Genomic DNA, 12,253 nt, shown 5'->3' on the forward strand with positions numbered 1-12,253 from the left:
AATTTTTATGAGAAATTATTATTTTATTCTTTGCATTTTATTCTTAACCGCATGCGACCAACCAGTGCCGGAGGCTTCTAAAGTATTCTGGGTCGATAATCCTACTAATGCAGCGATCGATATTACTATCGATGATCAGCTATATACTATTCCTGCCAATTCGGGTATAAATGCCGATTTGCTTGCCGGACAGCATCAGTTGACATACAACAATCAGTCGATCAGGTTTTTTGTTAAGCCTAACGAACAGGCTTGTGTTATCAACCCTACATTGAATAATTATATATTTTATACAGAAATATATAGAGAAATAGGTAAAGCCGAGGAAGCGAATGCTGAATATGAAAAGCTAAAGACGGCCTATCTTCACGAATTTGTGTTGCAGACTGGCGATACAATACTGGTTCCCTTTCGTGTGACCAACGATTTGTTTATAGAACAATACGAATACTATTGGCATCTGAATGTAGTGGAGTCTTATAAGGAGCATGTAACAATAAGAACAGACAAGAATTATAATCTGACTACTGCACCACAATCTAAGCTATTCAGAGAGAACGATTTCTTCGAATATATCGGTCGTGAAAATCTGCCTGAAGGTTTTGTGTTTACTCCAAGTAATCAGAAACTTAGTGATCTGTCTCCTTATGTATTTATCTCGGACAATACCGTTTGCGATTGCCAACCGGTCAATGGGGCGATAGAGGCTTATCGTGCCCGATTCGATTCGTTGTTGATGACCGATGCTGCCAATTATAGAATGGCATTTGACGATTTTCGACGGGTTGATTTTTTGAGTAATCTGGAAAAAGAGTGTAGTCCTCGCTATAATAAAACGATCGAAAATAATAATTTTGATAGCCTGATGGTTGCAATAGGTAAGCGGAAAGAAGAATTGGGTATGAAAAACGCAATTATAATTAAGTAACTATTATAATAGTTTAAACTACTTCCGTAAAATTCATTAAGAACACTTTGGTTCTTTAATCATATAAAAAAGGAAATTTCCGCCGAGGGGATTTCCTTTTTTTAGATACTTATTTTTTATAGTTGAGCCTTTTCATGGCTTAATTGTCCACTTCGTAGTTTAAACCGATGAGATAAAAGATAATTGTTTCATTAAACTTGTCATCCCGAAACGTAGTGAGGGATCAATTCCCTCTACAGCAAAGTCTATCCAAGATCCCTCACTACGTTTCGGGATGACAAAGACGATTTTTTTAAATCTCTCCCCAAGGGTGGAGGCTGGTTGGTGATTTTATCCCTAAGTATGCTAAGCAGATGAATAAATAGTATATGATACTTATGCCGAACTCCTATTATTCAATAATTCTCCTCAAACAATTTTTTCATATCCCTTTTCATCATCCAATGGAAGAAGGCGACAGGCAAATCGCCCTTTACCCCATCCTGAATAACAGTATAATATACAGCATTGTCTTCTATCAGGAATATCATCGTGGTTTCACATCCCGGATGGAAACGTCTCGGACGATTTACTATGACATGATTGTAAGCATGTGTGCAAGAGGTAAAAGATTTGCTATCAGCATATTTCAGAAGAATATCCATGCAGTCCTCCTTCTTATACTTGGTTCTTATTTTCCATAAGTTTTCTTCGATTAGCAGCCTGTATATCATATAAATTGATAGAATGATAACACATACAGATAATACTTTCATCGCTTTCTCCGCATTCGGATATAGATTTTCTGTCTGCGGGAAAACCAGAATGATCATCAGAATCAGAAAGCTAAAGAGCCAGAGATTGGAGTATTTCTCCTTCTTAGAACGCTTTTTGCTGAAAGTCAGTTTGCGGTTCTTCATGCTTTCATAGATTTCCAATCTATCCAAGTCTCTCATTTGTTCGGATTCTTTTGGTATAATTCAGTATCGATTGTCGTCGAATTTCTGCGAAATAGTTTTCTCATATCCCATCTCATCATCCAATAGAAAATCATCGAAGGAGCATTGATCCTCGTTCCATCCTGTATCACTGTATAGTACACTATATTATCTTCAATGAAGAATATCATTGTTTTCATATATGCGCTTTGAAATGTTCTGTATCTGTTTACTATTAGCTTATTATGTGTTTTAGAATGTACGAAAAAACCTTCATTCTCGGCATATTCGAGCAGTATCTCAATGATTTCGGCTTTTTTGTATTCTGTTTGTCTGACACAGAGATGCTCATCTGCTATAACACGATAGATAATGTAGATATTGCATAAAATAATAATAGGAATAATTACTGATATGACAAACAGGTCATTAGGCGATTTAGGATCGAGCGATTTAAATAGTATGATTGTGAAGTAAGTCCATGCTGAGCAGAAAAGCAATAAAGTAAATGCGTCCGCATAATCGTACCATCTTTTACTGTAAACAAGCTTCCGCTCTCTGATACTCTCCTTTATATTTAATCCTTTTAAGTTTCTCATATTCAAGGCAAATATAATCATTACCAAAATACGTTTATTATTTCACAAAAATAAATCTTAAAAATCCCCATTTTATTTCTTTAGCGTGATCTATAATAAATAACTTCGTTTATTCAATTTTGAATTCTTAAATAGTATATTCTAAATTACTATATTTGTATGAGAATTGACAGCATTCTGAATGTTATATAATAAAGCAAGTTATGAGTGTACAGAAACAACATCTAGTAATAAAAAATATAGGTCCGATAAGAGACGTTGATATCCATCTTACAAAAATTAACGTAATTATAGGACCGCAAAGTAGTGGGAAAAGTACAATCGATAAGATTGCTTGCTATTGTTCGTGGGTAGAAAAACGTGTTTGTAGATTGCAATCTTTCGACTTTTTTTTAGAGGATGGGGCATTTGCAAAAGAGTTGGTTCGTTTTCATAAACTCGATGGATACCTGAGAGAAGATAGCCGTATAGAATACGAAAGTGATTTTATTAAGATTGCTTATCTACATTCAACCGGAAAACCGACAATGGAATGGGGAGTGAAAAGATATGAATTTAAGCGACCTAAAATCTCTTACATTCCATCAGAACGTAATATGGTAGCAGCAATTTCTAATTGGTTTGAAGTGAAATTTGACGATAATAATATTTTGAGTTTTATGGCCGATTGGGATAATGCTCGTAAAATATATAGTAAGGAAAGCCCAATTGAAATTTTAAATTTAGATGCAAAATATTACTATGATGCTTCTTCTAAATCTGATTGGGTAATTGTTGGTAATTGTGTTTCCTCTATTGAAAAAGAAAATAGAGAGGAAATTATATTAGAGTTAACAAATACATCCAGTGGTTTGCAGTCATTGATACCATTGTATGTACTTATTGATTTTTGTATAAATGGAATATATAAGTATGAGAAAAGTAGTGTGGAAACTCTAAGTGAGGATGATAAACTTAATTTAGAATTACTCAAGTATAAATTGAATGTAAATACCGCAGAAGAAATTCTATCGACTATTAATCATATTCGAAAAGCTTTGGAAAATGAAGATGTTAATGATGAGTCAGTTAAAAAGATCTTAGAATATTCAAGTTTGAAAAATAATTTCATTTCAAATAATTTTACAAAAATCTATCTCGAAGAACCCGAAGCCAATCTATTCCCATCTACTCAACGAGATTTGATATACTCGTTATTACAGACTATTAAAAAGAGGGAAGCGGATAGTATAATGATAACAACTCATAGCCCATATATACTATATGCATTGAATAACTGTATGAAGGGTTATAGTGTTAAAGATAAGGTCCCTAAGGAGGAGATCGGTAATTTTAAGAGCTATAATGCATGGACCGATCCGAAAGATATCTCGGTATGGGAAATAGATTATAATAATGGGACTTTGAAATCGATAAAGAATGAAGAGAGGGGAACTATTGGAGCTCACTATTTCAATAGAGTAATGAAAGAAACGATGGATGAATATTATGATCTGCTAAATTATTAATCTGAATGAAGGAGAAAATAGAGGGATTAAGGTCTTCTGATAAGCATGTTTTTAAAACTCTGTCGAGTGAATGTATATATGTTGCAGATTACGCAGATCAACCAGAAAAAAGGAAAGGAGTAGAGTTTTCAGATAAAGCTTTTACTGATATAAACTTTGTTCAAATAGCTAATAAGAATAAGATTGAAGTATACTGTGATGCTTTTCGCGAACATGCTTTTCAGAAAAAGAAAGGATCACATTGGAAGCAATGTGAATGTGCTTTATTTTCGACCACCTGCGAAGAGAGTGATTGGAGGCTTTTTATAGAAACAAAATATGCAAAAAGTAAGCATGCTGCCTTCCGAGAAGGTAACCCCAGCCATCCCCAAAAAGCAATAGCACAAATAAATGAAACAGTTCAGTTTTTTAGGGATAAAAAACTTCTTTCGACTGATAAGAAAATACATGCTATAATTGCTTTTCCGAATATATTGGAAGATTTTAGTGCTGCTTTTGAACAAGATGATGAATTGAGAGAGAAGTTAGAGGAAGCTAATGATAATAACATAGTTATACGTCCTAGCAACTACGCAACAATAGATTCGAATGCAATAATTCATCTTAGATAGATAATTAATAATATAACAAACGAATTATAAACATTTTAAGAAGCTTGCTCCCAGCAAGCTTCTTTTTTTATTGCCATTTTCACAAAAATAAATCTTAAAAATCCCCATTTTATTTCTTCCCGATTATCTATAAGTACAAATCAAGAAGAAACAAGATGAATATACCAGTTTACAACTGCCTGATAGAAGATGCAGACGATATTACAGGCGTTTATGCAATCTCTTTTGTAGATTGTCCAGCTAACGAAGTAGATTTCGTTGCACTCAATAAGCCTGCGAACGAGATTCTGCTCAATCGCGACAATCACAAACAAATACTAACAGGAGCAGTTCTCAAACCCGAACAACTCATCTTTCGCAATTCGCCCCAACTGGGTGATTATTACATCCGCTTCTCGGCAGATCAAATAGAAAAAATTGCCCACAAAATGATGCGTACAGGTATCGCATTGCATAATACCACACATCAGCATCAGACACCTTTAGATGGTAACTATCTCACAGAATTGTGGATTGTAGAAGACCCCGATACAGATAAATCGAAAGCATTAGGATTTGAGAACCTTCCCAAAGGGGCATTGATGTGTAGCTACAAGGTCGAAGACAAAGAATACTGGACACGGGAGGTGATGACCGGCAATGTCAAAGGATTCTCTTTGGAAGGTTTTTTCAATCAGCAAATAGAAATACATAAACCAGAAAAACAATTAAATCAAAAGTGTGTAAAAATGAATGACAGAAGAAAAAAACAGACACTTCTAGGTAAAATTGCACGTATGCTGCTCGATATTCAGACTGTGCAGAAAGCTGATGCGACAACCAGTGGTGCGCCGTTTGTAGTCTTTGTACTCGCAGATGCAAAGGAAGTCTATATCGATCAGGACGGATTTGCTACGCTCGACGAAGAGCAGATGCCTGCCGGCGAACACAATCTGGCGGATGGTAATATACTCGTGATAGATGAGCAGGGTCAGTTTGTAGAAACCCGCGAGCCGTCGGAGAAAAACACAAACCCAGAGCAAGCCACACCTCCACAAACTTTGGGAAAACGTGCAGGGCACAAGTTAGAAGATTTCGATCCGAAAACAGTAGAGGCTCTCAAGGCTAAGATTGCCGAAATGCAATCGACTATCGATCAGTTGAGCAAGGCACTTACGGATGCACAGGGAATACTCGAAAATACGAAAGGACAAGTAGAAGAGATGCGCCGTAAAACGCCCTCCGCACAACCATTGGTACAACGCATGTCTTTTGCCTGCAATGTCGAAAGCATGACCACCGCCGAGCGTATGGCTGTGGCTCTGAATCAAACAATAAGCAGAAAAAAATAACAGCCCCTCCTAACCTCCCCAAGGGGAGGAATGCAAAGGAGGTACAGCTTTTAGTCGATAACTTATTTACAATTTAATTTACAAATCATAATTATATAATACTCTCTCTCTGAATACCTCCCCTTGGGGAGGACAGGAGGGGCTAAATTTAAAAAATATGGCAAATATCTACGACATCTCATCACTGACTTACCAACCTTCGTCTAACATGGACTGGTTTACAAAAGCCATCTTTGGTGGGAAACTCATCGAAAAAGGGAAAATAACTCCTATCGTAGGAGTGAAAGACAGCACTCGACTCAATCTTATCGATCTGGCAGGAAATATCCTTCAGGCTGATGCCCGCGACTGTGCATGGACACCGCAGCAAATAGCCAAACTGAGCGAGAAAGAATTGAAAGTAAAAACATATAAAATCAATCTGGAACAATGTATTGACGACCTTGAGCGCAAACGCACTATCTGGATGCTAAGCCCCGGAGCCAAGAATCAGGAATTGCCCGATACGCTGGAAGATGCCACAATGCAACTTTTGGCCAACGAACTAAGTAGCGAAATCGAAACAAAAATCTTCAAGGGTGATAGCTCTGCGGATGCAAATGATTTTGATGGCGTTATCAAAGTGTTGACCGACAGTACTCAGGCTGTTAAACTGACAGGCGTTGCCCTGACAAAGGAAAACGTGCTGGACGAAATAGCTAAAGTATTTGCTGCACTGCCCGAAGACGTATTGGCTATCGGTATGCAGGAGGGAACATTGAACATCTATGTGTCGTATGCAACAATCCTTAAAGTCAAAATGGCTCTGGGTGGCATCTATGGCAGCAATGTGATGGTGAGTCCGAACTTTACGGTAGAAGGCGATGTGGTTCGTTATATGGGTGTCGAAATCGTTCCTGTGAAAGGGTTAGACGAAACAGACATGGTAGCGGCTGATGCCAAGAATTTCCTTATCGGAACCGATTTGGTTCGCGACCTGGAAGAAATCCGTCTCGGACAATTCCCTGCCCCTAACGACAATAAGATCTTTATAGATGGTCGTTTGCGCCTTGGTTTCGTCATTCCTTTCGAAGATGAAGTGGTGTACTATTCAGTTAACAATTAATAGTTAACATATATTCTCTCTGTCATTTCGAACGTGTGTGAGCAATCCCGTTCCGATTCGGAATGACAAATGAGAGATATTTAATTCAGTATCAATTATTCGTTTAATAAAAAACAAAGATTATGGAAGCAAACTGTTCAGGAGTATCAAAATCAACAAATTGCAGAGGAACAAATGTGTATGTTAATTGCTGTTGCCCCGATGATGGAGATGGAGGCGGTCAAAGTGGATTCAAAGGGACAAATGTATATGTAGATTCAAAGAATGAAAGCGCAACAGCCGATGGAACGATAAACAACCCGTTCAAAACAGTTCTGGATGCATTTAAGTATGTCGACTCGAGTGATGAGAATTATATTATCCATATAATAAGTATGGAGTGGGAGGAACGTGTAATTGACTATGAATTAAAAAGTAAAGGTCATTTAGGTATCGTTGGTTCAGGTCCTTATTGTATAAATCAGAATATCTATAGCTTCGAATCACTATCCCTGAGAGTAAGTGGCGAAAGTTATTTATTTCTAGGAGACATGTCGGTAGATACCTTAAATATATATGGTGCAGAAGGGGCGATGTTAGATAACTTACTATCTGCAAGTGTCAATATGTATGATATCCGTAACCGAATTTTTATAAATAATTGTAGGTCTTATTTTAATACATGCTCTCTTGCGTTGCGTTTCGAGAAAGAAATAAGTTTATTGGCTAATTTACATATTACAAATTCATCAATAAGTCTTCTTCTCAATAATGCTGTTTATTATGGACGAATGCATCATTGTTATGTTTCTTCGATATCTACAACTTTACCCGAAGGAGCAAATAATTCTTATCCGTTAATCCAGTTAGAGACGCATGGCTGTACTATTGGATACATAGACAACGGGCAAGCTATGGAAAGCTCATATTTTAATTTGGGAGCTACCTCTGTGAATTTCATTACTGAAATATCTGAAGATATGCCGAAAGTGAATATTCATAGTAGCGGTTTTTATACCGAGACTGCGTTTGCTCCGATCAACTATTCTCCCGAAAGCAGATCGTTGACAGCCAATCTCGAAGCAATAGACAAAAAACTGGGCGAACTCCAGGTAGGTCTGGGCGCATAATTATCAAAACATTTTTTTAAACTTATCATTTATAATTCATAGTTACTATGGCAGGGTGTAAATTGACCTCTAATATAACAAAAACGAATTGTCAGTATTCGATAGCCGGTGTAAAAGCCGTCTATCTTTTCAACTACGATTCCAAGCATACATATACTATCGGTGCCGATGGGGTAATCAGTGCAATAACCTTATCAGGAAGCGATAAAGCTTACAAAATCGACTTTATCAACAACACAGCTTCATTCTCCGACGAGTTGGCACAGAATGGCAATGGCGGCAAATATCGCACGCATACATTGAACTTCTCGTTGAGCGAATACGACTACAATATGCTTAATCAGGGCGATGCACTTAGCTTAGGTACATTCACAGCGGTGGTTGTCGACAAGTCAGGGCGAGTAGTGATGCTTGGCAGAAACAATGGACTGAACGCAACAGCATTCAACTATGCCTCGGGAGCAGCCGACGCCGATGCTAACGGATGGACTGTGACTTTGGCAGGAACAGAAAAAGAAATTGCTCGTCTCTTAGAAAGCGAGAGTGTGATTGCGCCAGTTGCCGACGAAACGGTTGTGACGCCGTAATTTCGGTCGATACATTAACTAATTAGTGAATGAGCAAATGACGGATTTACATCATCGCATTTGCTCATTCCTATATTATCACAATTAACATATGAGTTACAGATTAGTACAAAATATAAAACATACAGATGCTTACAATTCGGGAGGGATCACATCTCTTCATCTGTTGGATATAAAAGGCTTCGAGCATTATATATACAAAGATGACAAGCAGTTCGACGAATGTTTTGTCGATAGTATAGTCGTTTCTCTGCCCTATTCGCGGTTGGATACTGTACACGAAAGCAACTTTGCAGAGACTCACGAGAACGGCGTATATAAGCAAACGCTTACTACATTCGTCCGTACACTCGAAGGGACTAAACTCTCTAATATTCTGCTGGCTAGTGTGAATAAATACCTCGTAGTGTTCAAGACATCGCAGGGCAAAGGATATACTTTCGGTTCGGATGGTGGCGCATCTTTATCGTTTACACAGCAGACAGGACAATTGGGCGAAGCAGCCGGATATACGATCACGATAGGGAAAAACTCTGTTTATCCACTGTTCGAGATAGATGCAGATAAATTCGATAGCGATGTGGAATGGATACTCGAACATGGTTGGTGGAACGACCGTGGTGTATGGATGAGGAATGGTATTTGGCAAACGACAAACAGTTAGCCTTTTCCAACCTTCCCAGTTAGCCCCCTAATCCCCCTAAGGGGGACTTTTGGCTGACGCAAGTTATCATTAAAACAATACAATACTCTTTCTTAATGGCGACGATTCTGTCTCCTCCCCTTGGGGGAGGTCGGGAGGGGCTGCTGGAACTGTTAAGGAGGAACTAACATAACGAATATGCTCTTAAATATAAATCTGAAAGATGTAGAATTAGGCGATTCGGGCGAAGTGGCACGCGATACGATCAACGAGAACTTCGATCTGCTTGCCGGTGAGGTCGGCCGAATCAGCGGCTTCCATTGGGCAATGACAATTTATTCTAAAACATATATTGTCCCACTTTTTCCGGGGATGAAGAAAATTGTCTGGGCAGGCGGTTTCGGTCTGAATAAATTGTATGTCAAATCGGTAAAAGATACTGATACCAATTGGCGCGAAGTGTCTCCCGGCGATGCCAACTTCGATATTTCGACCTACGTCCCCAATCTGGGGATGATGATAAAACCCGATTACACAAATCTTGATAATTGTGCAACAATAAATCTTATAATGACATGAAATATACTGTAAAATATAAAAACGAAAATTATACAATAGACGGCAGCAGGCGATTTAGTGAACAAAGTCCGGACTTCAAAATTCTGTGGGCACAACTCGATAAAATACAGCTCGAAGGTTGCCAGACCGCACAGGTAGACAATGCCTCTGTAATAGTTTACGATATGGGAGGTGTAATTGTAAGTATGAACGAAAATGAAATGGAGGTGATATATGGCGAATAACTGGAGAGATATTTATGATGTAGTAACTAATGATTTAATACCAACTCCTCACTATTTCTCAGTTTATGGAAAAAAGGGAGAAGCTTCGTTCTCAAAGAACAATCCGGGAGCAGCCAGAGAGTGGGAAGGTAATAGTAAAATATCGGATTGTGCTCTGAGTGCGGGTACATTTGTCGGTCTGGGCAGTACGGGAAGCCTTAAATTCTATGGAATGGGAATGTACTTAACCACAATAAGAGTTGGTGGAAATAATCATTTTAGGAATTTGACTTTAAAACCCGTCGATCCGAATGCAACCAGTATGTCAATATCCGGTGGTGGATATTATCGGAATGTATTATTTGGTGCAGGCATTAGTGTAAATTATAGCAATGGCTTAATAGCTAACTGTGTATTCACAGGTAGTGTATCAGGTACATACAGAGCGAATAATAATACATTTTTAGGAATCTCCTCATTTGCGACATTGCCACCCTATTCGCCCAGTTCTTTATTTCACCGATGTAATATTCCGATCACCAATTTAGACTCATCTAATATCTACCTTGCTTTTAGTAATTGTTCTTATAAGATAGGTAATGAGAGCAGTTATACACCTTTAGCTACATCCTTGGGAACAGTAGACGAACTTAAAACTGAATTTGCAAGACGATGTAATGCTGCGGGATTAAGTACAAATACGAGCAAATTGGCGCAATGGGTGTTCTCAAATACTTCCTGTAATAACAACGGAGAAGTATTGGCAGAAAGTGAAATCCATTTATTCGGACAGTCTAAAGGGATTTACATAGGTCATTCCCAGCCGATAGAAACAGTGGCTATAAAAGGACTGTTAAGTGCAGAATCGTTTAATGACAAGCAGGGAGAAACAACAAACGGAATAACTGTAATAGATGATCTTATATATACCGATGAAAGTACAGTAGGGCGGAAAGGACTCTATACAAAAGAATCTTCTTTGATATTCTTAAACGATGAACTATCTATTACAAGTTTTGATATCGCCCATAACTTACCCACCGAGAATGGGGTGATGCCAAGTGTAAGCGACTTGCTGGTTGCTGCAACCACATCTGGGATTAAAGCCGGTTTTAATTATGTTGTCAGATCGGCTGTAGACGGTGTAGAGGCAATAATACAATACGATGGCAGCCTTTATTCGTCTATGCTGGATAATAATAGTGTACTTATTAAAGGTAATATTTTCAGAGGAGTAGATGGTGTTTCGTCACTGACGATAACAAGCGGAACACCTCAGATATACAGGGTTGTCGATCTGGCTTGTGCTCCTGTTCTGGCAGTTCGCTTTCGTAAAAACTTTATACGATCAGGTATTACCAGCGGAAATCTGACTCCTAATTACTGGTATGTTGTACAGGCAACAGATGCCAATAAAAGCGGCACAGTTACTTATAATGGTGTAACATACCGACATCGAATGTCGTTTCTGGCTACTAGCAGTACATCATTTACGGCAACTAATGCCAATCTGGCTCAGGCTATCGATGCCAATCAGAAATATGTTAAGGTAGTATCTGTAAATCCTCTCATTGTTTTGAAAGATTTCAATACTTACGAAATCCTGACAGGGAGCGATGGCGAATTGGTTGGTTCTGCTCATCCCGATTTTGATGCCATAACCAGTGGTATTTCGGGCGTTCGTCCTCCTGTTGTTCCTCCGTTTGGTACATTCTTTCAAATGAAAGTCGGTATAAACAAATAATAGTGAATATGACAAATGAGGGTTTAAAAGGTATAGGCTATGATTTAGGTTCCCCAGAACCTTTAAGGGGCGTGGACTCTCTGTCTCATACAGTCGGGGATGCCGAACCATTGAGGGGGATTGAATCTCTGTCACATAAATCGGGTGAGGCAGAGCCGATGAGAGGCGTACAGTCGTCGGCTTACATGACAGGTGAGCCCGAACCATTAAGAGGGATCGACTCCACATCCTATCAGATGGGAGATACAGAACCGTTGAGAGGTGTAAGAGGCACGTCTTATCAAGCTATATTCAGAAATAATTTGGTGGGTATATTGGGTATATCACTAACCGCAGAAAAGGTAAACACAGATCATGGTCAGTATTACAGATAAGGAATATAAGTAACA

14 protein-coding genes are annotated in these 12,253 nt (G+C 38.4%); 12 read left to right on the forward strand and 2 right to left on the reverse strand.

The genetic code is table 11. The features are described from left to right. Positions 1-7 precede the first annotated feature (7 nt). Positions 8-928 (forward strand): hypothetical protein, encoded by a 921-nt coding sequence (locus G7Y57_RS08225; RefSeq protein WP_165022165.1) that lies wholly within the window; start codon positions 8-10, stop codon positions 926-928. A 395-nt stretch (positions 929-1,323) separates the two neighbouring features. Here G7Y57_RS08225 and G7Y57_RS08230 read toward each other — a convergent pair whose 3' ends face one another. Both G7Y57_RS08230 and G7Y57_RS08235 read right to left on the reverse strand, forming a co-directional pair. Continuing rightward, positions 1,324-1,863: a hypothetical protein gene (locus G7Y57_RS08230; protein WP_165022167.1), complete on the reverse strand. Its 540-nt coding sequence runs from the start codon at positions 1,861-1,863 to the stop codon at positions 1,324-1,326. After that, entirely contained in the window at positions 1,860-2,444 is a 585-nt protein-coding gene (locus G7Y57_RS08235; RefSeq protein ID WP_165022169.1) for a hypothetical protein, read from the reverse strand. Before G7Y57_RS08235 ends, G7Y57_RS08230 begins: the two co-directional genes overlap by 4 nt. A gap of 203 nt (positions 2,445-2,647) precedes the next feature. Between G7Y57_RS08235 and G7Y57_RS08240 the strand changes: the two genes are divergently transcribed. The 11 genes from G7Y57_RS08240 to G7Y57_RS08290 all read left to right on the forward strand — a co-directional run bounded on the left by G7Y57_RS08240 (position 2,648) and on the right by G7Y57_RS08290 (position 12,238). Next, positions 2,648-3,952 carry an AAA family ATPase gene (locus G7Y57_RS08240; RefSeq protein WP_165022171.1) on the forward strand — a complete coding sequence of 435 codons (1,305 nt, stop codon included), beginning with the start codon at positions 2,648-2,650 and terminating at the stop codon, positions 3,950-3,952. A gap of 5 nt (positions 3,953-3,957) precedes the next feature. Further along, a complete protein-coding gene (locus G7Y57_RS08245) occupies positions 3,958-4,563 on the forward strand; it encodes a hypothetical protein (RefSeq protein ID WP_165022175.1) in 606 nt (201 codons plus the stop codon). 155 nt (positions 4,564-4,718) lie between these two features. After that, positions 4,719-5,894: an XkdF-like putative serine protease domain-containing protein gene (locus G7Y57_RS08250; protein WP_165022178.1), complete on the forward strand. Its 1,176-nt coding sequence runs from the start codon at positions 4,719-4,721 to the stop codon at positions 5,892-5,894. Positions 5,895-6,051: 157 nt separating this feature from the next. Further along, positions 6,052-6,999 (forward strand): hypothetical protein, encoded by a 948-nt coding sequence (locus tag G7Y57_RS08255; protein ID WP_165022181.1) that lies wholly within the window; start codon positions 6,052-6,054, stop codon positions 6,997-6,999. Positions 7,000-7,121: 122 nt separating this feature from the next. After that, positions 7,122-8,108 carry a hypothetical protein gene (locus G7Y57_RS08260; RefSeq protein WP_165022184.1) on the forward strand — a complete coding sequence of 329 codons (987 nt, stop codon included), beginning with the start codon at positions 7,122-7,124 and terminating at the stop codon, positions 8,106-8,108. Positions 8,109-8,155: 47 nt separating this feature from the next. Beyond that, positions 8,156-8,695, forward strand: coding sequence for a hypothetical protein (locus G7Y57_RS08265; protein ID WP_165022187.1), 540 nt, complete (start codon positions 8,156-8,158; stop codon positions 8,693-8,695). A 91-nt stretch (positions 8,696-8,786) separates the two neighbouring features. Further along, positions 8,787-9,359: a hypothetical protein gene (locus G7Y57_RS08270; RefSeq protein WP_165022190.1), complete on the forward strand. Its 573-nt coding sequence runs from the start codon at positions 8,787-8,789 to the stop codon at positions 9,357-9,359. Between the two features lie 177 nt (positions 9,360-9,536). Then, the gene (locus G7Y57_RS08275; protein WP_165022192.1) at positions 9,537-9,917 is read left to right on the forward strand and encodes a hypothetical protein; all 381 of its coding nucleotides are present in this window, start codon (positions 9,537-9,539) and stop codon (positions 9,915-9,917) included. Next, positions 9,914-10,141, forward strand: a complete 228-nt coding sequence (locus G7Y57_RS08280; RefSeq protein WP_165022197.1) for a hypothetical protein — start codon at positions 9,914-9,916, stop codon at positions 10,139-10,141. The genes G7Y57_RS08275 and G7Y57_RS08280 overlap by 4 nt, the downstream gene beginning before the upstream one ends. Next, positions 10,131-11,864 (forward strand): hypothetical protein, encoded by a 1,734-nt coding sequence (locus G7Y57_RS08285; RefSeq protein ID WP_165022200.1) that lies wholly within the window; start codon positions 10,131-10,133, stop codon positions 11,862-11,864. The genes G7Y57_RS08280 and G7Y57_RS08285 overlap by 11 nt, the downstream gene beginning before the upstream one ends. An 8-nt stretch (positions 11,865-11,872) precedes the next feature. Then, on the forward strand, positions 11,873-12,238 hold the full coding sequence (locus G7Y57_RS08290) for a hypothetical protein (RefSeq protein WP_165022203.1): 366 nt from the start codon (positions 11,873-11,875) through the stop codon (positions 12,236-12,238). The last annotated feature ends 15 nt before the right edge of the window (positions 12,239-12,253 follow it).

Origin of the sequence: Dysgonomonas sp. ZJ279, from assembly GCF_011039205.1 — a bacterium.
In the GTDB taxonomy this organism is placed as follows: Bacteria; Bacteroidota; Bacteroidia; order Bacteroidales; family Dysgonomonadaceae; genus Dysgonomonas.